Genomic DNA, 23,991 nt, shown 5'->3' with positions numbered 1-23,991 from the left:
GTCCTGTTCGGTCAGCCGGAGGCAGTGGGGGAGATGGTGGCGGGGGCAGCCGACGAAGCGCCGCCGGGCGCGGGCTCGCGGGGCAGGCCGAGCACCCGCTCGGCGATGAGGGTGCGCTGGATCTGGTCGCTGCCGCCGTAGATGGTGTCCGCGCGGGAGAACAGCAGCAGCCGCTGGGCGGCGGACGGACGGCCCTCGGCGTGACCGCCGGTGCCGAGCGCCCCGTCCGGGCCGAGCACCTGGACCGCCAGCTCACCCAGCCGCTGGTGCCAGCCGCCCCAGACCAGCTTGGCGACCGCGGCGGTGCCGGGCTCGGCCGTGCCCAGGGTGCGCAGCGCGTTGCTGCGCATCACCTGCAGGTCGGCCCACTGCCGGACCAGGCGCGAGCGCAGCACCGGGTCGCCGGTCGCACCGGAGTCGGCGGCCGCCCGCAGCACGGTCCGCAGCTCCCGGGCGTAGCCGATCTGACGGCCCAGCATGCCGACGCCGCGTTCGAACGAGAGCAGGTCCATGGCCACCCGCCAGCCGTCCCCGGGCGCGCCCAGCACCGCGTCGGCGTCGGCCCTGGCGTCGTCGAAGAACACCTCGCTGAACTCGGACTCCCCGTCGATCTGCCGGATCGGCCGGACGTCGACGCGTCCTGGCTGGTCCATCGGAAGCAGCAGCAGGCTCAGGCCGCGGTGCCGCGTCGAGCCGGGTTCGGTCCTGGCCAGCACGAAGCACCAGTCCGCCCACTGGGACAGCGAGGTCCAGGTCTTCTGCCCGGTGACCGACCACGCGCCGTCGCGCAGGGTCGCGGCGGTACGGACGGCGGCGAGGTCGGAGCCGGCCCCGGGCTCGCTGTAGCCCTGGCACCAGATCTCGGTGCCACTGGTGATCGGCGGCAGGAACCGGGCCCGTTGCGCGTCGGTGCCGTGCCGCTGCACCGTCGGCGCGAGCAGATGCTCACCGACGATGCCCAGCCGCGCGGGCCCCGCCGCCCGGGCGTACTCCTCGGCCCACACCACCTGCCGGGACAGGTCGGCCCGGGACGGCTCGCCGTCGTACTGGTCAGAGCCGGACGGGCCGGCGCCGGACGGGCCGGCGCTGGACGGGCCGGCGCCGGACGGGCCATCGCCGGGCACGCCGGGGGCCCGGGGCAGGCCGAGGCCGATCCAGCCGCCCGCGCCCAGCTCGCGTTCCCACGCCCGGCGCCGGGCCGGGTCCGGGGTGTTCTCGGCGTCGTGCAGGTCGGCGAAGGCGCCGCCCGGGCCCAGGCGTTCGGCCAGCCAGGCGCGGGCGCGGCCGCGGAAGGCGTGGTCCGCGGCGCTGAAGGAGAAGTCCATCGGGTACTCGCTGCTCCTCGTCCGGCTCAGGCGTTGGGACGCTGCTTGGCGGCGGCCGCCGCGGCCATGGCCTCCAACTGCGCGAGCATCGGCATGGGGTCGCTGCCGACGGAGCCGGGCAGCACTTCGGCGATCCGCTGCGGCGTCCAGCTGACGCCGTCCGCGCCGGGCCCGGCCGCGTGCACCGCGCGCAGCTCGCGGGGCTGGGCCCAGACCGCGATCTTGGGCCCGGCCACCGTGTAGACCTGCCCGGTGGTCTCCCTGGCCTGCTCGGAGAGCAGGTAGACCACCAGCGCCGCGACGTCCTCCGGCTCGCCGATCTCCTTCAGCTCCATCGGCACGTTCGCCGACATCCGGGTCCTGGCCACCGGCGCGACGCAGTTGGCGGTCACCCCGTACTTGTGCAGGCCCAGCGCGGCGCTGCGGACCAGCGAGATGATGCCGCCCTTGGCCGCGCTGTAGTTGGCCTGGCTGACGCTGCCGGCGTGGTTGCCGCTGGTGAACCCGATGAGCGTGCCGTGCCCCTGACGCCGCATCAGCGCGGAGGCGGCGCGGAAGACCGTGAAGGTGCCCTTGAGGTGGGTGGCGATGACCGCGTCCCACTCCTCCTCGGCCATGTTGAACAGCATCCGCTCGCGCAGGATCCCGGCGACGCAGACCGCGCCGTCGAGCCGTCCGAAGGTGTCGACGGCGGTGCTGACGATGCGCTCCCCGCCGGCCATCATGGAGACGTCGTCGGCGACTGCGACCGCCTCCCCTCCGGCCGCCTGGATCTCCTTCACCACGGCGTCGGCGACCTCGCTGGTCGGGGTGCTGCCGTCCATGGCCACGCCGTAGTCGTTGACCACGACCTTCGCCCCCTCGGCGGCGCAGGCGAGGGCGACGGCTCGGCCGATACCCCGCCCCGCGCCGGTCACCGCGACCACCTTGCCGTGCAGGAACTCGCCCACGTCGAAGCCCTCCTCAAGAATCTGACGGACCGTTAGATTCTAGGGACGAGACCACGCGCACAACAGACCTGAGGCATCGTCAGATCGATTCCGCACCCTCCGGAGGCCGCGCACATGCCCGCACTCAACGACTTCGACGAGTTCCGGTCCATCGCCAAGCACGTCAACAACTGGGGCCGCTGGGGCGCCCACGACGAGATCGGGACGCTCAACCTGATCACCCCCGAGGTGGTCCGCGCCGCCGCCGCGACCGTCCGCACCGGGCGCCGGTTCGCGCTCGGGCTGCCGCTGCAGCAGTTCGGGGTGCAGACCGGGCTGATCCCGGGACGGGTCAACCCGCTGCACACCATGGTCGCGCTGAACTGGGAGATGTTCGGTCCCGGCGCCATCGCCACCAGCGACGACGTGGTGACCATGGGCCTGCAGGCGGGTACCCACTGGGACGGCCTCGGCCATGTCAGCCACGGCAACCGGCTCTACAACAACCGGCCCGCCGACGCCACCATCACCGCCCACGAGGGCGCCACCTACGCCGGCATGGAGAAGATCCCGCCACTGCTCAGCCGGGGCGTGCTGCTGGACGTCGCCCGCGCCCGGGGCGTGCGGCGGCTGGCCGGCGACCACGCGGTCACCCCCGAGGACCTGGAGGCCGCCGAGGAACTGGCCGGGGTCAGAGTCGGGGCCGGGGACGTGGTGCTGGTGCGCACCGGGCAGATCCAGCACTACCTGGGCGGCGACCGCGACGCCTACGCCTTCCCCTCCCCCGGCCTCTCCTACCGCACCCCGGAGTGGTTCCACGCCAGGGACGTCGCGGCGGTCGCCAACGACACGCTCACCTTCGAGATCTTCCCGCCGGAGGTGGACGGGATGTACCTGCCGGTGCACGCGCTGCACCTGGTGGAGATGGGCATGATGCAGGGCCAGAACTGGAACCTGGAGGCGCTGGCGGCGGACTGCGCCGAGGACGGCTCCTACGCGTTCCTGCTGTCCGCGCCGCCCGAGCCGTTCACCGGAGGAGTGGGCGCGCCGGTCGCGCCGGTCGCCGTCAAGTAACCGGCCGCAAGGGCTTGCAGGGACGGGGCAGACTGGGTGGCGAGGTGCCGTACGGACCTCGAACGCGGTACAGAGCCTCGCCACCCGATCTCGACGCCAAGGCCCTGACCTGCGTCGTCACCGATTCGCACTCGCCAAGGACGGAGATCCGGCGTCTCGCCGGCCGCGCCCTCGACGTCCCCTCGCAACGAATCGATGAATCCAAGCGTGATCAGACGGACACGTCACGTCAATGGGTTGTCCGGAATTCGGATTGGTTGCGTACGGTTTCAGACGACTGATCAACTCGGAACTGGCGGAAATCCGCCCCCTCCCGAACGGCCTCCGCACCGGACTGTTTCAGCCGTGGCACGGGCGTCCCCGGTCCGCACCCGGCCGCCCGGCACCAGCCCCGGACGCTGCGGCGGCCCTCGGTCCCGGCCCGGCGCAGCGGCGCCCTGCTTCTGGCCGTCCGGCCAGGTCAACGCCCTGTCACGGCGCCGGTTCCGGAGCCGGACGGCCTCGCGCGGCAGGGCCGGAAGCTGGCCCGGAGTCAGTTCCGGTGACCTCTCGGCACCGCTGCCGCCGGGGTGGCGACGGCGGGAAACGGGTGTCCGCGGACGCTCCGTGGTGCGGCTGACACCGGGAACCGTTATCGGAACGTGCGGTGGGCATGACCGAATCGTGGCCAGGAGGCCGGCCCGCAGGGGGCTGCGCCGAGCTCACGAAGTGCTGCCGCATTGTGAGGGTTTGCGGCGGATTTCCGACTGCGGCGGCTTCTCAGCCGACCAGCACCTGCTGGTCGCACACCGGCACCGCGGAGTTCGACACGACGGAGCTCGACACGACGCCGTTCGACGCCGTGGGGTTCGGCAGGACGCCGTCCGGCGCCGCGGGGTTGCGCACGGCGGCGTTCGGTACGGCGGCGTCGGGCCCGGCCGGCGCCTCGCCCTCGATCTCGCACCACACTCGCTTGCCCGAGCCGTCCGGGTACCAGCCCCAGCGGTCGCAGAGGTTCTCGACCAGCTCCAGGCCGCGCCCGTCGGTCGCCTCGCCCGGGGCCACCCGGGGTAGCGGCGGGCAGTCGCTGGCGTCGGCGACCTCGACCCGGACCGGGCCGCCCCCGCCGGCCGGGTCGAACGGGAACAGCAGCCGCAGCACCGCCGGACACCCGGTGTGCACCACGGCGTTGGTGACCAGTTCGGAGACCACCAGCACCAGGGTCTCCGCCAGCGGCTCGTCCACGTCGTAACCGCAGCCGCGCAACCGGGTCCTGGTCCAGCGGCGGGCCCGGCCCACCTCGGCCGGGTCCGCATCGACGGCGATCTGCACCTGAAGCACCTGCACCGCTCACACCACCCGTACTCGCGGGATCAGCACCGTGGGAGCCATTCGCCCTCGCAGACCGCACAGACAGCGCTGGGTTGCGCGTCCCGACCAGGATGATTCGACCGAAGCCGGACCAGCAAGCGCTTCGGGCATATTCCACCCGGCTGCCGACCGGACGGTGCATACTGCCCCCGGCCATCCCGGCGACTCGCCGGAACCGCCGGTCCCGCGGGTTCCGCAGATGCTGCGGACAGGCCCTGACATCCGATCAGTGCACACCTGCTGCAGCGTATCCGACAGCGCCCGGGAACAGCGCGGACCGGCGCACGTCGCGGAAGAACCACCCTTCCTACACCTGTCCGAGGCCGGCCGGCAGGGCGGCCGCCGCCCGCTCCGCGCACTCCTCCGCCCCGGCGAAGGAACGCTGGTGCACCCAGGCCCGCTTCAGTGCCAGATGGACGTCGGACTCCCAGGTGAAGCCCATTCCGCCGTGCACCTGCAGGCAGTCGCGGGCGCCCCGCACGGCGGCCTCGTCGGCGAGCAGCCCGGCCCCGGCGACCTCGGCCGCGGCGGCCTCGAAGGTGTCCGGACCGGTCCCGGCGGCGTCCAGCAGGACCGCCGCCGCCCGGACCGCGACGCGTGCGGGTTCGGTCCGCGCAAGCATGTCCGCGCAGAGGTGCTGCACCGCCTGGAACGCACCGATGGGACGGCCGAACTGCTCGCGCTGACCGGCGTATCCGACCGCCGTGCGCACCGTCCGGTCGGCCAGGCCGACCTGCAGCGCGGCGGTGAGCAGGGTGCCCTCGACCCAGAGCCGGACGGGGTCGGCGGCCGGCAGCTCCTCGCCGGGCGGCAGCGGGCCGGTCGGCTCCCAGAGCCGGGTGAGCGGGTCGACCGAGTGCACCTCCTCCGCGGTGACCTCGCCGGGGGCGATCCGCCGCAGCACCGCGCCGCTGCCGCGGCTGTCGCCATGCCAGCCGGTGTCGAGCACCAGCAGGGTCCGCAGCGACGGCAACTGCTCCACCAGCAGCGGCCCCCGGGGGACGACCGGCAGCCGGACCAGCGCCGCCCGGCCGCCGTCGGCCAGGCCGTGGGCGGTCGCCAGTTCGGTGCCGACCAGCGGGCCGGGGACCAGTGCCCGCCCGAGTTCCTCGAACGCCAGCACCGCCTCGGCCAGGCCCAGGCCCAGGCCGCCACTCGCTTCCGGTGCCCGCAGCGAGAACAGGCCCGCCGCCTCCAGCTCCGGCCAGATGTCCGTGCCGTCCCGGAGCTGCCCGGAACCGAACGCGCGGTCCAGCAGCTCCCGGATGCCGCGCTGCAGCGCTGTCTGATCATCCGTCAGTCGGAACTCCATCAGCCCCCGGTCCCCTTCCGCTCCTTCGGCAGCCCGAGCACCCGCTGCGCGACGATGCTCCGCTGGATCTGCGACGTCCCCGCCGCGATGGTGTAGGACAGGCCCTGCAGCCGCTGCGCGGTCCAGTCCCCCTCCGCGCCGCCGTCGGCCAGCACCAGCGACGCGGTGCCGAGCACCTCGGCGGCCAGGTCGTACAACTCCTGCCGCGCCTCGGAGAAGCGCAGCTTGAACACCGACGCCCCGGGTCCGGGGACACCCCCCGCCCGGGCCTCCGACACGTTCCACTGCACCAGCCGCCAGAGCGCGCCGAACAGCGCGGCCAGCGCGCCCAGCCGGCGCCGCAGCGCCGGGTCGGCCCAGGCGCCGTTCGCCTGCGCCAGCCGGGCCAGCTGCACCAGCGTCCGCCGGCAGCCCACCACCTCACCGGCGAAGGCGGTGCCCCGCTCGAAGGAGAGGGTCACCATGGTCACCCGCCAGCCGTCGTTCTCCGCGCCGACCCGGTTGGCCACCGGGATCCGCACCTCGTCCAGGAACAGTTCGGCGAACTCGTTGGTCCCGGCGAGGGTCCGCAGCGGCCGGACGGTCACCCCGGGGGCGTCCATCGGCATCACCAGCCAGCTGATGCCCCGGTGCCTGGGCTCGGTCGGGCCGGTGCGCACCAGCAGTTCGCACCAGTCCGCGACCTCGGCGTGCGAGGTCCAGATCTTGCTGCCGCTGACCACGTAGTCGTCCCCGTCCCGCACCGCGCGGGTGCGCAGCGCGGCCAGGTCGGACCCGGCGCCGGACTCGCTGAAGCCCTGGCACCACACCTCCGCCCCGCTCAGGATCGGCGGCAGCCAGCGGCGCCGCTGCTCTGCGGTCCCCTCGGCGGCGACGGTGGGACCGGCATGCAGCAGCCCGACGAAGTTCGCCCCGACATAGGGCGCACCGGCCCGTTCGGTCTCCTCCAGGTAGATCAGGTACTCCGCCGGGCTGGCCCCCCGCCCGCCGGCGTCCGCCGGCCAGTGCACCCCGGCGTATCCGGCGTCGTACAACCGCCGCTGCCAGCCGGTGTCGTAGGCCCGGCGTCCCGGCCAGTCACCGGGATCCGGCGTGGCCGGCAGCTCCGGCAGCGTCTTGTCCAGCCACTCCCGCAGCCCGTGCCGGAACTCCGCCTCCGCGTCCGTGTCCCTCAGCTCCACACCGACCACCTTCCTCCAGTCCGCCGTTCCGCCGACAAGCCCCGCCCCGCCCCGCCCCGGACAGCGGAGCGCGTCACCGGGTGAGTGGGAGCCCTTCGGGGCTGAGGTTCCGGTCCAGGTCAAGGCCGAGCATCCGGATCGCGTTGCCGCGCATGATCTTGTAGACCACGGTGGCCGGGAGCCCGGCGACGTGGTCCAGCGCGACCGCCCTGGTCTCCGGCCAGGTCGAGTCGACGTGCGGATAGTCGGTCTCGAAGGTGACGTTGTCGACGCCGACGGTGTCCAGGGAGGCGATCCCGTGCTTGTCCCGGAAGAAGCAGGCGAAGATCTGCCGGTAGTAGTAGCTGGACGGCGGTTCCGGGATCAGGTCGCGCACCCCGCCCCAGGCCCGGTGCTCACGCCAGACGTCGTCCGCGCGTTCCAGCGCGTAGGGGATCCAGCCCATCTGCCCCTCGCTGTAGGCCAGGGTCAGCCGGGGGAAGCGCACCAGCACACCGGAGAACAGGAAGTCCGTCATCGAGGCCATGGCGTTGTTGAAGCTCAGCGTGGCCTGCACGGCGGGCGGGGCGTCCGGCGAGGCGGCCGGCATCTGCGAGGAGGAGCCGATGTGCATGCAGACCACCGTCCCGGTGGCCTGGCACTCGGCGAAGAACGGGTCCCAGTAGCCGGAGTGGATCGACGGCAGGCCCAGGTAGGTGGGGATCTCGCTGAAGCAGACCGCGCGGACCCCGCGGGCGGCGTTGCGGCGGATCTCGGCGACCGCGAGCTCCACGTCCCACAGCGGGATCAGGCAGAGCGGGATCAGCCGGCCCCCGCTGTCCCCGCACCACTCCTCCACCATCCAGTCGTTGTAGGCGCGGACGCAGGCGAGGGCCACCTCCTTGTCCTGCGCCTCGGCGAAGGTCTGGCCGCAGAAGCGGGGGAAGGTCGGGAAGCAGAGCGAGGCCTCGACATGGTTGTTCTCCATGTCCTCGATCCGGGCCTTGGGGTCCCAGCAGCCCCGGCGCATCTCCTCGCGGGTGATCCCCTCCAGCGTCATCTCGTCGCGGTCGAAGCCCACGGCGGCGATGTTCCGCTTGTACGGGAACTTCAGGTCCTCGTAGATCCACCAGTCGGTCGGCGGCCCGTCCGGGTCCATGGTGATCTGGTACCGGCCGCCCACGTAGGCGAGCTCGCCGATGCCCGCGCGCAGCGCCTTGGGGCCCCGGTCCCGGTACTTGGCGGGCAGCCAGGTCTCGAAGAGGTGCGCCGGCTCGATCACGTGGTCGTCGACGCTGACCACCATCGGCAGGTCGGCCTGCGCTGCGCCCCCGGCCTCGGGCGGGGGCGTTGGCGCGAGGTGGTCCATGGGGTCTCCCTCCGAGGTCCGGCTGCCCGGACCCTTTACCTGACGATCCGTCAGATTCAGACTAGTGAGCCGGGAGACGAGAGGGAAGAGGAGCGATGGCCATGCACCCGAACGAGCAGTCCCCGAACCAGCCGCACCCGAACAGCCCGCGCCCGGGCACGGCGCGGTCGGACACGGCGCGGCCGGGCACGCCGCAGCCGCGCGGTTCACGCCTGGTCGAGCTGACGGTGCCCGCGCGCACCGCGGTGGTGACCTGCGAGTGCCAGAACGGCGTGCTGGGCGCGGACGCGGTGTTCCCCGCGCTGGCCGAGGCCGCGGACAAGGCCGGGCTGATCGGCAACATCCGCACCCTCACCGCCGCCGCCCGCGCCGCCGGGGTACCGGTGCTGCACTGCACCGCGCTGCGCCGCGACGACGGGCTCGGCGCCAACCGCAACGCCCGGCTCTTCGCCGCCGCGGCGAAGGCCCCGGTCGCGCTCGCGCCCGGCTCCGGGCCCGCGGCGCTGCACCCGGGCATCGGCGCGGACCCGGAGCGCGACCTGGTGCTGCCCCGGCTGCACGGCCTCGGGCCGTTCCAGGACACCGGCCTGGGCTCGGTGCTGCGCAACCTCGGCGCGCGGACCCTGGTGTGTGTGGGGGTGTCGCTGAACGTGGCCCTGCTGGAGCTGGCCTTCGGCGCGGTGGACGCCGGCTTCCAGGTGGTGCTGCCGCGCGACGCGGTGGCCGGCACCCCGCCGGGGTACGCGGACGCGGTACTGGCCCACACCCTGGCCCTGGTCGCCACCGTGACCGACACCGCCACCCTGGCCGACCGCTGGTCGGCCGTGCAGACGTCTTGAGCCGGACCCCGGTCGATCAGTAGTCTCAGGGGTATCTGACGTACCGTCAGTTATTCGGGGAGGCCATCATGAGCACCGCCGCCGATCGCGACCACCTCGCCGGTGCCAGGACCCTCTGGGAGCTGCTGGAGCGACGCGCCGCGCTGACCCCGGACGCCCCGATGCTCATCCAGCCGGCCGACGGCAACCGACCCGACGCCGACCGCCATGGCGGCGACTCGCACGGCGCCGACCGGGTGCTGACGTTCCGCCAGGTCAGGGACCGGGCCGAACGGATCGCCGCCGGACTGCGGGACCGGTACGGGGTGGGCCGGGACACCCCGGTGGCCTGGCAGCTGCCGACCCGGATCGAGACCGTGCTGGTGTCGCTGGCGCTGTCCCGGCTGGAGGCGGTGCAGACCCCCGTCATCGCCATCTACCGGGGCTCCGAGGTCGGCCAGATCCTGCGCGAGTCCGGCGCCGAACTGGTGCTCACCCCCGGGACCTGGCGCGGCTTCGACTACGTCGCCTTCGCCGAGAAGCTGGCCGCGCCACGGGTGCTGGTCGCGTACCACGAGGACGATCTGCCACAGGGCGACCCGGCCACGCTCCCGCCGCCGCCCCGTACCGACCTGGACGACGACCGGGCGCCGGTCCGCTGGGTCTACTACACCTCCGGCACCACCTCCGTCCCCAAGGGCGCGCTGCACACCGACCGCACCCTGATCGCCGGCGGCCTGGGCCTGGCCGCCGCACTGGACATGGGACCGGAGGACGTCGGCTCCATCGCCTTCCCGTACGCCCACATCGGCGGCCCCGACTACCTGGTGACCGTGCTGGCGCACGGATTCCCCACGCTGCTGGTCGAGGTGTTCGCGCTGTCGGACGCGCTGCCCGGCTACCGCAGGGCGGGGGTGACCATGGCCGGCGGCAGCACCGCGTTCTACGCCGCCTTCCTCGCCGCGCAGCGCGCCCTGCCACCCGGCGAACGGCTGCTGCCGAGCCTGCGGCTCATCTCCGGCGGCGGCGCGCCCCGACCTCCGGCCATGTACCGGGAGGTGGCCGAGGAACTGGGCTGCGTACTGGCGCACGGCTACGGGATGACCGAGGCGCCGGCCATCTGCATGGGCTCGCCGCGCGACACCCCCGAGCAACTGGCGTACACCGAGGGCCATCCGGTCCAGGGCGTCGAGGTACGGGTGGTCCGGACGGACGGGCTCCCGGCGGCGACCGGGGAGGACGGCGAGGTGCGGCTGCGCGGGCCGATGGTCTGCCGTGGGTACACCGACCCGGCGCTGACCCGGCAGTCGTTCGACCCGGACGGGTGGTTCCGCACGGGTGATCTCGGTCACGTTCGAGCGGACGGCCATGTGGTGCTCACCGGACGGCTCAAGGACATCATCATCCGCAAAGGTGAGAACATCTCGGCCAAGGAGATCGAGGATCTGATCTACCAGGACCCCCGGGTGGGTGCGGTGGCGGTGATCGGACTGCCCGACCCGGTGCGCGGCGAGCGGGTCTGCGCGGTGGTCGAACGCCGCCCCGGAACCGAACCGCCCACCCTGGCCGAAATCGCAGAACGCCTGCGTACGGGTGGTCTGATGACGCAGAAGATCCCCGAGCAGCTGGAGATCGTCGACGCGCTGCCGATCAACGAAACGCTCCGCAAGGTGCTCAAGCACGAGCTCCGCGACCGCTACGCGCAGCAGCCCTGGACCGACCCGCGCGGCTGACCTCCGCCTCCTCCGGCCCCGCTCCGCCGCCCGGGACGACCAGGGCGGCGATCACGCTCCGTGGGCCTGTCCCGACGTCGGGTGCGCAAGGTCATCGGGCGTCCATCCGCACCCCCCTGTCCGGCCACTCGACGGTCGTCCATTGGTATGAGTTTCTTTCCGTGCTCACAGGTAGGCTCAAGCTAAGCTCGCCTCCCGGAATCGTGCCCCCAGGGCTGCCACGGGGACCCCCGCTGGACGACGTCGGCAACCCGCCGGCCCGTCCCGGGCGTCTTCACCAGCGGATTCCGTCCAGCAGGTGCCCACCTGGCACCCGCAGTCGACGGCGGGAGAATCCGGAAAGGTCAGCGATGAGTCTCACAGGTACGCCCTTTTTCATTCTCACCATCGCCCTGGTTGTGCTGGCGATCGTGGGCATGGTCGTGGGGTGGAACCGGGTGCCTGGACCGACCGCCGTGCGGATAGCGGTCCGGGTCTTCATGACCGTCCTCAGCCAGGCCGTGGCCGTGCTGATGGTCCTGGTCTATGTGAACAACAGCATGGGTCCCTTCTACGACAGCTGGGGATCGCTGTTCGGGCAGAACGCCGAGGTGCAGCTGTCCGCCGGCGGCTCCTCCAGCGGCGACCAGAGCGGCGGGAGCTCCGTGAACGGGGCCTCCGCCCAGAAGCTGAGCTTCACCACCTACACCGACGACGTGCTGATCACCAAGGCGGTCGGGCCGGACTCGCACATCAAGGCCAACATGCTGGTCTGGCTGCCGCCGCAGTACAACGACCCGGCCTACGCGCACACCGACTTCCCCGTCGTCGAGCTGCTGCCCGGCACCCCCGGCGTGGCCAAGGCCTGGTTCGGCAGCATGAAGGCGCACCAGGAGATGAAGCGGCTGATGGCCGACGGCAAGGTCAAGCCGATGATCCTGGTCTCGGCCGAGATGAACATGTACGCCGGCCCCGAGGACTCCGGCTGCGCCAACCTGCCCGGCAGCTACCAGACCGCGACCTGGCTGGCCAAGGACGTGCCCGCGCTGGTGAAGCAGAACTTCCGGGCCAGCGCCGACCCGAAGCACTGGGCCATCATGGGCTACTCCTCCGGCGGCTACTGCGCGGCCAACCTGGGCGTCCAGTACCCGCAGGTCTACCACGCGATCGTGTCGATGTCCGGCTACGCGACGCCGGAGGCCCCGGTGGTGCTCAAGGACCCGCAGCTGGCCGCCGCCAACAACCCGCTGGAGCTGCTGAAGCAGGCCAGGCAGCAGCCCAACGTGGTGATCATGGCGACCGGCACGCTCACCGACGGCAGCACCGTGCCGGACGCCAAGGCCCTGGTCGGCGCCCTGCACACACCGGGCCCCAGCCAGGTGATGACCCTGGACAAGGGCGACCACCTGACGTCCACCTTCATCAAGATGCTGCCGGGCTCGCTGACCTGGATCTCGCAGCAGATCGCCGGCTGACGCGCTCAGCAGCTGAAACGCTTCTCCTCTGAACCGCTTTACCGCTGAACCGACCGGCCGGAGGACCTACTCCGGCGCTGCCCCTGGGGCCGCTTCCGTGACCGGAAGCACCGCACGGACCACCCGCTCCGCGGCGTGACCGTCGTCCCAGGGGCAGAAACGTTCCCGGAACGCGGCCCGGGCCTTCGCCGACGGCGGCGCCAGCGCCGAGCCGTCGAGCAGCGCCGCCGCCAGCTCCGCCTGGGTGCCGACCACCGGGCCCGGGGGCTGCTCCATCAGGTCGAAGTACACCCCCCGGATCCGCTGGTAGTCGTCCCAGTCCGGGGCGAAGACCACGATCGGCCGGTCCAGCACCGCGTAGTCGAACATCACCGAGGAGTAGTCGGTCACCAGGATGTCGGCGGCCAGGCACAGCTCCTCGACGCTCGGGTACTCGGACACGTCGACCACCTGCGCGGTCCCGGCCGGAGCGCCGTCCAGACCCGCCGTCAGGTCGCCCCGGTCCGCCGCGTAGAAGTAGTGGGTGCGGACCAGCACGGTGAACTCCGGGCCGAGCGCCGCGGCCAGCTCCGCCAGGTCCAGGGCCGGGACGTAGCCGGCGTGCTGCTCCCGGTGCGTCGGCGCGTAGAGCACGGTGGTGTTCCGCTCCGGGATCCCCAGCCCGGCCCGGATCCCGGCGGCCTCCTCGGCGCTGCCGTTCACCAGCCGGTCGTTGCGCGGGTAGCCGGTCTCCAGCACCTGGTAACGGCCCGGGTAGGCCCGGCCGAAGGCGGAGGTGGAGTGCGGGTTGGGCGACACCAGGTAGTCCCAGCGGGCCACATGCTCCAGCATCCGCTCGAAGTCCATGTCGTCGGCGGCCTCCGGGCGGTCCCGCAGGTCCAGGCCGAGCAGCTTCAGCGGCGTGCCGTGCTGGGTCTGCACATGCACCGAGCCGGGCCGCTTGGTCATGGTGTGCGGGAAGTTGACGTTGTTGACCAGGTACTTCGCGGTCGCCATGGCCTTCAGGTAGGCGGGCGTGTTGACCAGCACCCAGGGCACCCCCGGCGGCAGCGCGGCGGCCTGGGCCCGGGTCTCCACCACCCACACCCCCCGTACCGCGGGCGCGAGTTCGCGGGCCTTGGCGTAGATCGCGGCCGGGTTGCAGGCGTAGCCGCGGTACCAGTAGGCGGCGTACACGGCCAGGTTCCGGTCGAGCGGCAGCCGCCGGTAGGCCTCGTACAGGCCGCGACGGGCGGTGCCGCGTACGGCCCGGCGGGCCAGCGGGACCGCGCCGCCGAGCCGGCCCGGCAGCGCCCGCAGCGGGCGCAGCCGCTGGTACGCGCCCCAGGCGTCCCGCTCGACCAGCCGGTACTGCACCCCGCGCAGCCCGCCGGCGTGCCGGTAGCCGGCCGGGCGGTGCCGGCCGAAGTGGGCGGCGGTGCGGTGGAAGAACTCCCGGCGCAGCTCGGCCGGGACCAGACCGGGGGTGTCCAGGATGGTCACCGCCTGCTTGACGGTCCGGTCGAAGACCAGCCGGCGCAGCTCGGCCGGGACCTCGGGGTGCCGGTCCAGGAAGGCGAAGATCGCGTCGTACTGGGCGAAGGCGTCGACGTGGCGGGGCGAGGCGGTGGTGGTGATCGCGCCCTCGCGCTGCCGGCGGTAGAAGTAGCACTCCTGCGGCAGGAAGCTGATCGTCCGCGCGGTGAGCAGCATCGGGTAGGTGACCGAGATGTCCTCGTAGTAGCCGTGGCCGAAGCGGACCCCGAGGCCGTCCAGGAACTCCCGGCGGACCACCTTGTTCCAGGCCGAGAGGATCATCTGCAGCAGCGCCGGGCGCTGGGCCAGGGTGAAGCCGTCGGGCGCCCCGTCCATCAGCCCGCGCCAGGTGTCGGGCTCCACCGTGCCGTCCGGGTAGGCCCGGGCGAAGCCGGTGACCAGCACGTCCGGGCGGACCTCGGCGAGCCGCGCGGCCACCGCCTCGACCGCGCCGTCGGCGAGCCAGTCGTCGCTGTCGACGAACCACACGTACTCGCCGGTGGCCAGGGCCAGCCCGGCCTCGCGGGCCCCGCCGAGGCCCCGGTTCTCGGCCAGGTGCAGCACCGTCAGCCGCGGGTCGCGGGCGGCGTACTCGTCCAGGATCGCGCCGCTGGCGTCGGGGGATGCGTCGTCCACCGCGATCACCTGCAGCGCGGGGTCGGTGGCGGCGAGAACGGAGTCGAGGCAGCGCGGCAGGTACTCGGCGACCCCGTACACGGGCAGGACGACGGAGAGGGTCACGGCGGGCACTCCAGGACGGGACGAGGATGCAGGCCACGAGCCTAACGCCCGCACGTCCCCGGCTCCCGCCCTCGCTCCGTTCCGGCCGTGCGCCGGCGCGCTAGGCGGGGAGCGCCACCGGGGCGGTGGCGGAGGCCAGATCGGGGTGGATGTCGAAGAGCCGGCGCACGCCGAGCGCGGCGAAGACCCGGTGCACCTCGCCGCACTGCCCGCCGTCCTCCGGATCCGGCAGCACCAGCCGGAGCTCGCCCCGGCAGGACCGCATCAGCCGCCGGGCCGCGATCAGCACGCCCACACCGCTGGAGTCGCAGAACCTCACCGCGCCCAGGTCCAGCACCAGTCGCCGGCAGCCGTCCGCCACGGCCTGGTGCACCTGCTCGCGGACCCGGGCACCGGACACCAGGTCGATCTCTCCCACCGCATGGACCAGGGTCCAGCCCCGGTACGCCTCGCTGCTCACTGTCAGTGTTGTCACGCTGTGCCGCGATTCTCGGTCGGGGGGTGTCAGGTGGGGGGAAGTGGGACAGAAGTGGATCAGATCCGGTCACGGAGCGTCCATGACGGATCCTCAGGCTAACCGGATCCGCCGGGATATGGCAGAGCACGGCGCGCGGGAGCGCTCGCCCCGCGACGCGCGCCCGGCCACCGGGTTTCCCCAAACGGGCGTGCGCCCATCTGCGGTGGCGCTAGATTCAAAGGGACTTGACAGCTGAGGCTCCGCCGGTGGGGGTGATGCGCATGGCGACGCCCGCCCCGATCCGCTGGGACCGGCAGATCCAGCGCCGCCTGGCCGGCGGCGAGGAGTCCGCGCTCGGCGAGCTGTACGACCAGTTCGCGCCGCTGGTGCACGGGCTGGCCAACCGGGTGCTGGGCGACCCTAGGGCCGCCGAGCAGATCACCCGCGAGGTGTTCACCCATGTCTGGGAGCACCCCGAGGAGTTCGACCCGGCCCAGGGCTCGATGCGCTCCTGGATCGGCACGCTCACGCACCGCCGCGCCGTCGACCGGCTGCGCCGCGAGCAGGGCCCGGAAGGGGGCGGGCCGGACCGGGGCGAGTCACCCGCCGAGCCGTCCAGCGTCGAGGAGCAGGCACTCGCCGAGGCGACCGCCGCCCGGGTGCGGCATGTGGTCACCTCCCTGCCCCGGGCGCTGCGGGAGACCCTGGTGCTGACCTACTTCGGCGGCCGCACCTACCAGCAGGCCGCACGGGAGCTGGGGATCAGCCCGGACACCGCCAAGCACCGGATGCGGCTCGGCCTGCAGCTCCTGGCCACCGCCCTCGCCACGGAGGCCGCACCGTGACCGCGCTGCCGCTGGACCACGAGTCACTGCGCGGACTGCTCGGCGCCTGGGCACTCGACGCCTGCCCGCCCGGCGAGGCCGCGCAGCTGCAGCGGCACCTGGCCGGCTGCCGGTCCTGCGCCGACGAGGCCGCGCGGCTGCGCGACGCGGCCGGCTGGCTCTCGACGGACGAGCCGCTGGACCCGGAACCGGCGCTGCGGAACCAGGTCATCTCCCGGGCGCTGGCCGGCCGGGCGCCCAGGGTCCCGGTGCCCGACTACGCCGCCCCGTACGTCGCCGAGTCGGCCCGGCTGGACGCGCTGCTGCGCGACCTGGGCGAGCTGGACTGGCTGGAGGAGGCCGAACTGCCCTGGTACGGCGGGGCGGAGCACTGGCGTCCGGCCGAGGTGCTGTGCCATCTCGCGGCCGTGGACGGGCTGCTGGCCGCCGCGCTGGGTCTGCCCGACGCGCTGGCCACGTTGCCCGGGCCGGCCGGCCCGGGCGGGATCGACCTGATGGAGCGCACCCGGCGGCTGATCGACGCTAGCCGGAACCGCTCACCCGACGCGGTCCGGGCGTTCTGGCGGCAGCAGTCCAGGGCCCTGGTCCGGACCGCCTCGCTGGCCCAGGCGGCCGCCGACGACGGCGCGGCGGGCGGGGCCGGCCGGGCCGGTGAGGTGCTGGTGGACTACGGCGGATTCCGGATACCCGTCCGGGACGCCTTCGTCGACCGGGCCTTCGAGTGCTGGATCCACGCCGAGGACATCGCCGAGGCGGTGGGCTACCCGTACGGGCCGCCGCGCGGCGCGCACCTCCGGCAGCTGCTCGACCTGGCGTCCCGGATGCTGCCGACGGCCATGGCCGGACTGCGCGCGGCCGGGCTGGCCGCGCTGACCTCCTGGCAGGACGAGTCCTACCGCTACGGCGACCCGCGCGGTCCGAGGGTGATCAAGCTGATCATCGAGGGCCGGGGCGAGAGCGAGTGGCTGATCCCGCTCACCGCCGGCGAGACTCCGCTGCCGCCGGACACCGAGCCGGTGGCGACGGTGGCCGTCGACGGGGTGGAGTTCTGCTTCCTCTGCGCCGCGCACCGCGACCCGGACCGGCTCCCCTGCGGCATCACCGGCGACCGCGCCGCCGCCCACGACCTGCTGCACGCGGCCCGGCTGCTCTCCAGACCCTGAACCGCGCGGCCCTGACCGGCTCAGGTGAAGACGACGGTGCGGGTGCCGTTCAGCAGCACCCGGTGCTCCGCGTGCCACTTCACCGCGCGGGCCAGCGCCTGGCACTCCGCGTCCCGGCCCAGCGCGACCAGCTGCGCGGGGGTCACGTCATGGCTCACCCGGACCACCTCCTGCTCGATGATCGGGCCCTCGTCCAGCTGGGCCGTCACATAGTGCGCGGTGGCACCGATCAGCTTCACGCCCCGGGCGTGCGCCTGGTGGTAGGGCTTGGCGCCCTTGAAGCTCGGCAGGAAGGAGTGGTGGATGTTGATCGCCCGCCCGGCCAGTGCCTTGCACAGGTCGTCGGAGAGCACCTGCATGTAGCGGGCCAGCACCACCAGGTCCACCCGCTCGCGGTCGACCAGTTCCAGCAGCGCCTGCTCGGCCTCGGCCTTGGTGTCCGGGGTGACCGGGAGGTGGTGGAACGGGATCCCGTACGACTCGGCCAGCGGCTGGAAGTCGGTGTGGTTGGAGACCACGCCGACCACGTCCACCGGCAGCGCCCCGCTGCGGGCCCGGAACAGCAGGTCGTTGAGGCAGTGACCGAAGCGGCTCACCAGCAGCAGCACCCGGCAGCGCTCGGCGGAGGGGTGCAGCTGCCAGTCCATCCGGAAGGCGTCCCCGGTCGCGGCGAAGCTGGCCCGCAGCTTGTCCAGGGTGACCGGCTCCTCGGCGGTGAAGTGCACCCGCATGAAGAACAGCCCGCTGTCGGCGTCGCCGAACTGCTGGCTGTCCAGGATGTTGCAGCCGGTCAGGAAGAGGTAGCTGGACACCGCGTGGACGATGCCCTGCTTGTCCGGGCAGGACAGGGTCAGTACGTACTGGCCGGTTCCGGGCTGCTGCTGTGCCACCGGGGGACGTCCTCTCGTGCGAACCGCTGAGGGGACAGCCTGCCACAGCCCCGCGACCGTGCGTCGCCGCGTCTCACCCTGCGGCGGTCCGGCGCGGCAGCGGGGTCGGCCTGTGACGGTCGGCCCGTGCCGGTCAGCCCGTGGCGGTCAGGATGCGCAGCACCTCGAGCGAGCGCGGCGGGGTGTCCGGGTCCTCGCCGTCGTTCAGCGCCAGCCGTATGTGCGCGTCGCGGCAGGCGCGGACCGCCTCCGGCCAGGCGTGGTGCCGCAGGTAGGCGTCGCTCGGCGCGTCCGGGCCGACCTGGTGCAGGATCCGCAGCACCCGCAGCACCGCGGTGTCGACCAGCGCGGCCTCGGCCGAGTCGCGGAGCACCGAGCCGACGTACTTCTCCGCCGACCAGCGGTCCAGCCAGGTGTCCTCGACCAGGCGGTAGACGGCGTCGGTCACGTCGCCGTAGCCCTCGCGGCCGACCGCCCAGTACTCCTGCTGGAACGCGGGGTCGCCGAGCATGTGCAGGGCTGAGCGGACCCGGGCCCGCCAGCGCCACCAGGGAATGTCAGTGAGCGGCATAGCGCCCATGGTGCTGGAGCGGGTACCGGTTCGAGAAGACTTTTGCGAACCCGACTGCTTCTGAGCTTCCTGCGGTGAACCCTGCATGAAGCCGATCCTACGTTCTACGCGGATTGCCCCTCCCACAGGCCTCCGCACTCACTTTCCGCACCTTCTGTTCCCGCTCCGTTAGCTGTTTCTTCCGGTTCCGGCTGCCTCGCGGTGCGCCACCCGGTCGAGGCTGGCTGTCGAGGACGCACACAGCCATGGGAACCAAGGGGAGGGGTACCAGAGCCATGAGGTCCACCAGGAAGTCCGGCAGAATTGCCGCCGTCGCCGCGAGCGCCGCGCTGCTCGCCGCGTCGGTGTCCGGCTGCGGTGGCAGTGCCACCGCCGACGACAATGGCCCGATCAAGGTCATGACCTGGGCTCCGCAGGGCGGATCCGCGGGCAGCGAGGCCGGTATGCCGGCCCTGGCCGAGGCCATCGCGAAGCAGGTCGACGCCACCGGCGGACTCCAGGGCCACCAGCTCCAGGTGATCACCTGCGACGAGCACAACACCGTCGAGGGCGCCATCACCTGCGCCAGCCAGGCCGTCGCGCAGCACGTGGTCGCCGTCGTCGGCTCCTACAGCCAGTTCGCCGGGGACGCGCTGCCCTCGCTGGAGGCGGCCCAGATCCCGTACATCGGCGGCTACGGGCTGAGCCCGGAGGAGTTCACCTCCCCCTACTCCTACCCGGTCAACGGCGGCTTCCAGACCCTGCTGGCCGGCAACGGGAAGCAGATGCTCGACTCCGGCTGCACCCGGGTCGCGGTGATCCGCCCGCAGAGCATCGTCGGCGACAACATGGCCGGCTACCTGGAGGCCGGACTGCTCGGCAAGCAGCATGTGGACGTGGTGGACCTGCCGGTCACGCCCGGCCTGACCAGCTACGCCCCGCAGGCGCAGCAGGCCCTGGGCTCCGACGGCGACCACAACTGCGTGACCACGGCCCTGGACTCGGCCTCCACGCAGACCTTCTACGACGACTACCGCAGGCTGAACCCGGTGCGGACCCAGCTGTCCTCGATCATCGGCAGCTTCCAGCAGTCGCTGGTCGACTCCACCGGAGGCGACTCCGGGCCGCTGCACGACACCATCGCCACCGGCTGGTACCCCGCGGACTCCAGCCCGCTCTGGAAGGACCTGCACAGCACGATCCAGCAGTACGCCTTCACAGACAACCGGATCAGCACCACCGACCCCGGCGTGGAGACCACCTGGATCGCCTACCTGGTGCTCCGCAAGGCGGTCGCGCAGATCAACGGACCGGTCACGGCGGGCTCGCTGCGCTCCGCGCTGGAGAACAGCACCGGCATCGACACCGGCGGCCTGACCCCGCCGCTGGCCTGGCAGGAGTCCAACCTGCTGCCGCTGATCAGCGCCCCCCGCCTGGTCGACACCCAGGTGTCCTTCCAGCGCGTCCACAAGGGCATCCTCACCGACGTGGGCTGGGGCCTGGTCGACGTCCGCTCGATCCTGCTGCACTGATCGATCCTGCTGCACCGACGCCGGACGGGCCGCCGGCCGCGGGGCCGCGCTTCGGCGGCCCCGGTGCCGCCGGCTAGAGCTGGCCGGCGGAGCGCTTGGGGAGGCCGTCGGCCGCGGCGACCGCGTTCCACAGCCGGGAGGCCTTCGCCTTCGCGGCGCTGGCCTCGCCGCTGGCGGCGTCGCCGGCCTTCTTCTCGCCGCCGCTCTGCGGCTTGTGCTTCTGGCCGCAGCTGCCCTTGGACGCGGCGGCCCAGGCCGCGTAGTGGGTGTCGGCGGCGGCCGACGCGGTCCAGCCCGCCTGCAGCGCCGAGACCAGCTCCGCGCCGCTGCTCACCTGGTCCGTCTGCAGCCCGCCCAGCTCGGTGATCAGCTGCTGGCGGGTGGTGGCCGCGGCGGTGAGGTTCTGCTGCGCCTGGTCCAGGTTCTGGCAGTGCTCGATGTCGGAGACCGCGCCGATCACCGCGCCACGGCTGTTGGAGGCGGTGGCCAGCAGGCTGGACAGGGCCTGCGCCTCCGAGGAGGCCCCGCCGGAGGACGCCGAGGGGTTGGCCGCGCTCGCCGAGGACTGCGCCCCGGCGCTGCCGGTGGAGTGCGCCGCGGCGGGCGCGGCGCTGCCGCCGCCGCTGAGGGCGGCGGCCATGCCGATGCCGAGCACGACGCAGCCGCCGACCACCGCGAGCGCGATGGCGCGCGGGCTGAACCGGCGGGACCGGCCCTGCTCCGGGTAGTCGTACTCCGGCTCCGGCTGGTACCCGCCGCCGGGCGGGTACCCGTAGCCCTGGGGCTGGGGCTGCTGGAACTGGGTCTGGCCGTACTGACCCTGCTGCGCCTGGCCGTACGCCGGCTGTCCCGGCTGCGGCGCCCCGAAACCCTGCGGGGGCGGGGCCTGGTAGCCGCCGCCGAATCCCGGCTGCTGCATCGGCTGGGTGAGGGCCTGCGTGGGCGGCTGCTGTCCGGGCGGCTGCTGCGGCCCCGGGGCCGCCGGGAACGGCGGCAGGAACTGCGTCGACGCCTCCGGCGCGCCCTGCGGCGGCATCGCCTGGGTCGCCGGCGCGTTGCCGTAGTACTCGGGCTGCCCGCCCACGACTGGCGGTTCGGGTCTGAAGAGGTCCTCAGGGGTCAACTCATCAGAGCTGGGGCGGCGATGGTTCAACGTGATTCCTCACTTCGCCCGGCGGGCCGGCGGCCCTGCCCCCACACGATGTGGGACCACTTGCCGGAGACACTTGTCGACTCGACCGACCACGCTACCCGTTCACCCGCGCGGGTGGCCATGTGCACGCCCCATTGACAGCTGCCGGCCGGAGCCGGTGCAGGCCGTCCCCGGCTGACCCGCCAGACCGGCCTGCCGGGGCCGGGCTCAGGCGGCCACCTCGGCCAGGGTCCGGGCCTGGAACTCCCGTACCGCACGCTGGTCCCGGTACGGCTCCAGCCGCCGGCGGAAGTCGTCGAGGTACTCCGCGCCGCGCGCCGAGCGCAGGCCCGACATCAGGTCCACCGCGCGCAGACCCGTCTCGCACGCCTGCTCCAGGTCCCGCAGCTGGAGTTGAGCCGTCGCCAGCAGCACGAGATCCACCGCGCGCCGGCGCACCCGCGTCTCCGGGTGCCCGCGCAGCGCCTCCTCGGCGCGCCGCGCGCCCTGCCGGGGCTGGTCCAGGTCCCGGTGGCAGTGCGCGAGTTCGTCCGCCAGGTAGGCGCCGTCGAAGTGGCTGATCCAGTCCGGGTCCTCGTCCGGGCGGCTGTGCTCCATCGACTCCACCGCCCGGCCCGCCACCACCTCGCAGGACCGCGCGTCGCCCAGCAGCGCGTGGCCCCGGGCCTCGGCGACGTAGAACATCGCCATCGCGGTGGGCGTGGCCGTGGCCCGGGCGCCCTCCTGGGCGGCGCGGGCCAGTTGGGCGATCTCCCGGGGGTTGCCCAGCGCCGCCGCGAGATGGCTCATCGAGGACGCCAGCACATAGCCCCCGTAGGCGCGGTCCCCGGCGGCCTGAGCCAGCCTCAGCGCCTGGATGTAGTACCGCTGGGCCAGTCCCGGCTGGCCCGTGTCGATGGCCATGTACCCGGCCAGCTCGGTCAGTCGGGCCACCGCCGCGAACAGCGCGCGGCCGGTGTCCTCGCGGTAGGAGCCGGCCAGCAGGCCGGAGACCACGCTGTTGAGGTAGTGCACGACCACCGGGCGGACGTGTCCGCTGCCGAACCGGTGGTCGAGGTCCACCAGCATCTGCGTGGTGGCCCGGACCGCCTCGACGTCCGCCTGACCCACCCGCGGCCCGCCGTTGCGGGCCACCTGCTGGTCCGGGCCGCTGATCAGCCAGTCGCGGCTGGGTTCCACCAGGGCGGAGGCGGCGACCGAGGCCCCGGTCAGGAAGTCCCGTCGGCCGACGTCGCTGCGCCACAACTCGCAGGCCTGCTCGACCGCTCCGGACAGGGTCGCCGAGAAGTGCAGGCCGACGCTGGAGGAGAGGTTCTTGCCGTCCGCCATGCCGATCTCCTCGACGCTGACGGACCGTCCGAGCTTGCGGCCGATGGCCTCGGCGATGACGGCCGGCGCCTGCCCGCGCGGCTGCTGGCCGCGCAGCCAGCGGGCCACCGAGGTCTTGTCGTAGCGCAGGTCGAGGGCGTGCTCGGCGCCGCAGAGGTTCACCCGGCGCGCCAGCCCGGCGTTGGAGCAGCCGGCCTCCTGGATCAGCGACTGGAGCCGCTCGTTGGGCTGTCGTGCGACCAGTGGTCTGGCGGCCATGAACGTGCCTCCCCCTCGTGCCCTACAGGCGTGGTGGTCACTCCGACAGGTCCACAGCATTCCCCGCGCGGCGGGCAATGAAGCGTGCAGGCCAGGGTAGCGAGCTGTCTCCGCAGGGTGATACCCGTTGTACCGGGGGTGACCACATGTGCGCCCCGTCCGTGCACCGACGCGCCCCCGTGTCGGCCACCCGGCGATCACTTTCGTGGCGTCGCCCGTAACCCGCTCCGTCCCCGCCAGTTGTGCAGGTCGTGGAAGACACCCTGGGAGCCACTCGGCAGACTTCCGTCCCGACGGACGGTACCCGCGACCCGCTGATCGACGCAGCGGTCCGCTACGCGGAGGAACGCCACTGGGAGGTGGCCGCCGGCAGCTGGCTGATCGAGGACGAGGGCCCGCCGCGCTGTTCCTGCGGCGAACCGCTCTGCCCCGCGCCGGGCGCGCACCCGGTCACCCGCGACTGGGCCCGCAAGGCCAGCGCCGGCCCCGGCGTGGTGCGCCGCTGGTGGAGCGAGAACCCGCTGGCCTCGATCCTGCTGCCGACCGGGCGCGCGTTCGACGCGATCGACGTCCCCGAGATCGCCGGCTGCCTGGCGCTGGCTCGGATGGAGCGGATGGGCCTGCAGCTCGGCCCGGTGCTGGCGGTCCCCGGCGGCGGATCGGCCGGCGGCAGCGTCGGCCAGGGCCGCCGGCTGGTCTTCCTGGTGCTGCCGGGCTCGCTGCCCAAGCTGCCGGAGCTGCTGCGGCGGCTCGGCTGGGGCCCCGGCCGGCTCGACCTGGTCGGCCACGGCGAGGGCGACTGGATCGTCGCGCCGCCCACCCGGATCGGCGGCTACGGCTACGCCCAGTGGGCCCGCGAACCCACCACGATGAACCGCTGGCTCCCCGAGGCGACCGAGCTGATCAACCCCATCGCCTACGCCTGCGGCCGCGAGGCGCCGCTGCCGATGCAGATGCAGTAGCTGTCGCCGCCGGTAGGCGTCGCCGTCCCCCGTACTGCTGTGCCCCGGCTCCTCCCCTCGGAGCCGGGGCAC

Annotated in this window: 20 protein-coding genes; 8 read left to right on the top strand and 12 right to left on the bottom strand. The window is 73.2% G+C overall.

Annotation, left to right across the window (positions count from 1 at the left end; all coding sequences use genetic code 11):
• Positions 1 to 11: 11 nt before the first annotated feature.
• On the bottom strand, positions 12 to 1,325 hold the full coding sequence (locus ABH925_RS25525) for an acyl-CoA dehydrogenase family protein (RefSeq protein ID WP_370151237.1): 1,314 nt from the start codon (positions 1,323 to 1,325) through the stop codon (positions 12 to 14).
• Between the two features lie 26 nt (positions 1,326 to 1,351).
• Positions 1,352 to 2,275 carry an SDR family oxidoreductase gene (locus ABH925_RS25520; protein ID WP_370151236.1) on the bottom strand — a complete coding sequence of 308 codons (924 nt, stop codon included), beginning with the start codon at positions 2,273 to 2,275 and terminating at the stop codon, positions 1,352 to 1,354.
• 114 nt (positions 2,276 to 2,389) lie between these two features.
• Here ABH925_RS25520 and ABH925_RS25515 point away from each other — a divergent pair, with 114 nt between their 5' ends.
• Positions 2,390 to 3,328: a cyclase family protein gene (locus ABH925_RS25515; RefSeq protein WP_370151235.1), complete on the top strand. Its 939-nt coding sequence runs from the start codon at positions 2,390 to 2,392 to the stop codon at positions 3,326 to 3,328.
• A 759-nt stretch (positions 3,329 to 4,087) separates the two neighbouring features.
• On the opposite strand, the gene ABH925_RS25510 is transcribed toward ABH925_RS25515, so the two are convergent.
• The 4 genes from ABH925_RS25510 to ABH925_RS25495 all read right to left on the bottom strand — a co-directional run bounded on the left by ABH925_RS25510 (position 4,088) and on the right by ABH925_RS25495 (position 8,519).
• Positions 4,088 to 4,654, bottom strand: a complete 567-nt coding sequence (locus tag ABH925_RS25510; RefSeq protein ID WP_370151234.1) for an ATP-binding protein — start codon at positions 4,652 to 4,654, stop codon at positions 4,088 to 4,090.
• 331 nt (positions 4,655 to 4,985) lie between these two features.
• Entirely contained in the window at positions 4,986 to 5,990 is a 1,005-nt protein-coding gene (locus ABH925_RS25505) for an acyl-CoA dehydrogenase family protein (RefSeq protein ID WP_370151233.1), read from the bottom strand.
• Complete coding sequence (locus ABH925_RS25500; protein ID WP_370151232.1) at positions 5,990 to 7,171, bottom strand: acyl-CoA dehydrogenase family protein; 1,182 nt, start codon at positions 7,169 to 7,171, stop codon at positions 5,990 to 5,992. The genes ABH925_RS25505 and ABH925_RS25500 overlap by 1 nt, the downstream gene beginning before the upstream one ends.
• Positions 7,172 to 7,244: 73 nt before the next feature.
• Complete coding sequence (locus tag ABH925_RS25495) at positions 7,245 to 8,519, bottom strand: amidohydrolase family protein (protein WP_370151231.1); 1,275 nt, start codon at positions 8,517 to 8,519, stop codon at positions 7,245 to 7,247.
• 95 nt (positions 8,520 to 8,614) lie between these two features.
• Between ABH925_RS25495 and ABH925_RS25490 the strand changes: the two genes are divergently transcribed.
• The 3 genes from ABH925_RS25490 (at position 8,615) to ABH925_RS25480 (ending at position 12,524) form a co-directional block, all read left to right on the top strand.
• The gene (locus ABH925_RS25490) at positions 8,615 to 9,358 is read left to right on the top strand and encodes an isochorismatase family protein (RefSeq protein ID WP_370151230.1); all 744 of its coding nucleotides are present in this window, start codon (positions 8,615 to 8,617) and stop codon (positions 9,356 to 9,358) included.
• Positions 9,359 to 9,426: 68 nt separating this feature from the next.
• On the top strand, positions 9,427 to 11,070 hold the full coding sequence (locus ABH925_RS25485; protein WP_370151228.1) for a class I adenylate-forming enzyme family protein: 1,644 nt from the start codon (positions 9,427 to 9,429) through the stop codon (positions 11,068 to 11,070).
• A 350-nt stretch (positions 11,071 to 11,420) separates the two neighbouring features.
• Complete coding sequence (locus tag ABH925_RS25480) at positions 11,421 to 12,524, top strand: alpha/beta hydrolase (protein ID WP_370151227.1); 1,104 nt, start codon at positions 11,421 to 11,423, stop codon at positions 12,522 to 12,524.
• Between the two features lie 66 nt (positions 12,525 to 12,590).
• On the opposite strand, the gene ABH925_RS25475 is transcribed toward ABH925_RS25480, so the two are convergent.
• Positions 12,591 to 14,780, bottom strand: coding sequence for a CDP-glycerol glycerophosphotransferase family protein (locus ABH925_RS25475; protein ID WP_370151226.1), 2,190 nt, complete (start codon positions 14,778 to 14,780; stop codon positions 12,591 to 12,593).
• A 100-nt stretch (positions 14,781 to 14,880) separates the two neighbouring features.
• Positions 14,881 to 15,255, bottom strand: coding sequence for an STAS domain-containing protein (locus ABH925_RS25470; protein ID WP_370151225.1), 375 nt, complete (start codon positions 15,253 to 15,255; stop codon positions 14,881 to 14,883).
• 263 nt (positions 15,256 to 15,518) lie between these two features.
• On the opposite strand from ABH925_RS25470, the gene ABH925_RS25465 reads away from it, so the two are divergent.
• Positions 15,519 to 16,082 (top strand): sigma-70 family RNA polymerase sigma factor, encoded by a 564-nt coding sequence (locus ABH925_RS25465; RefSeq protein WP_370151223.1) that lies wholly within the window; start codon positions 15,519 to 15,521, stop codon positions 16,080 to 16,082.
• Positions 16,079 to 17,245 carry a zf-HC2 domain-containing protein gene (locus ABH925_RS25460; RefSeq protein ID WP_370151222.1) on the top strand — a complete coding sequence of 389 codons (1,167 nt, stop codon included), beginning with the start codon at positions 16,079 to 16,081 and terminating at the stop codon, positions 17,243 to 17,245. The genes ABH925_RS25465 and ABH925_RS25460 overlap by 4 nt, the downstream gene beginning before the upstream one ends.
• Positions 17,246 to 17,265: 20 nt before the next feature.
• On the opposite strand, the gene purU is transcribed toward ABH925_RS25460, so the two are convergent.
• Together purU and ABH925_RS25450 are read right to left on the bottom strand one after the other, a co-directional pair.
• Entirely contained in the window at positions 17,266 to 18,135 is an 870-nt protein-coding gene (gene purU / locus ABH925_RS25455; RefSeq protein ID WP_370151221.1) for a formyltetrahydrofolate deformylase, read from the bottom strand.
• 133 nt (positions 18,136 to 18,268) lie between these two features.
• Positions 18,269 to 18,793, bottom strand: coding sequence for a hypothetical protein (locus ABH925_RS25450; protein WP_370151220.1), 525 nt, complete (start codon positions 18,791 to 18,793; stop codon positions 18,269 to 18,271).
• A 188-nt stretch (positions 18,794 to 18,981) separates the two neighbouring features.
• Here ABH925_RS25450 and ABH925_RS25445 point away from each other — a divergent pair, with 188 nt between their 5' ends.
• Positions 18,982 to 20,217, top strand: coding sequence for an ABC transporter substrate-binding protein (locus tag ABH925_RS25445; RefSeq protein WP_370151219.1), 1,236 nt, complete (start codon positions 18,982 to 18,984; stop codon positions 20,215 to 20,217).
• A 73-nt stretch (positions 20,218 to 20,290) separates the two neighbouring features.
• On the opposite strand, the gene ABH925_RS25440 is transcribed toward ABH925_RS25445, so the two are convergent.
• Both ABH925_RS25440 and ABH925_RS25435 read right to left on the bottom strand, forming a co-directional pair.
• Positions 20,291 to 21,301 carry a hypothetical protein gene (locus tag ABH925_RS25440; RefSeq protein WP_370151218.1) on the bottom strand — a complete coding sequence of 337 codons (1,011 nt, stop codon included), beginning with the start codon at positions 21,299 to 21,301 and terminating at the stop codon, positions 20,291 to 20,293.
• 276 nt (positions 21,302 to 21,577) lie between these two features.
• A complete protein-coding gene (locus ABH925_RS25435; protein WP_370151217.1) occupies positions 21,578 to 22,957 on the bottom strand; it encodes a transcriptional regulator in 1,380 nt (459 codons plus the stop codon).
• Positions 22,958 to 23,208: 251 nt separating this feature from the next.
• Between ABH925_RS25435 and ABH925_RS25430 the strand changes: the two genes are divergently transcribed.
• Positions 23,209 to 23,919, top strand: coding sequence for a bifunctional DNA primase/polymerase (locus tag ABH925_RS25430; protein WP_370151216.1), 711 nt, complete (start codon positions 23,209 to 23,211; stop codon positions 23,917 to 23,919).
• Positions 23,920 to 23,991: the final 72 nt, after the last annotated feature.

It is taken from the genome of Streptacidiphilus sp. EB129, assembly GCF_041262645.1.
Taxonomy (GTDB): Bacteria; Actinomycetota; Actinomycetes; order Streptomycetales; family Streptomycetaceae; genus Streptacidiphilus.
The sequence above is the reverse complement of the archived record's forward strand: the minus strand, read 5'-3'. Positions and strand labels throughout refer to the sequence as shown.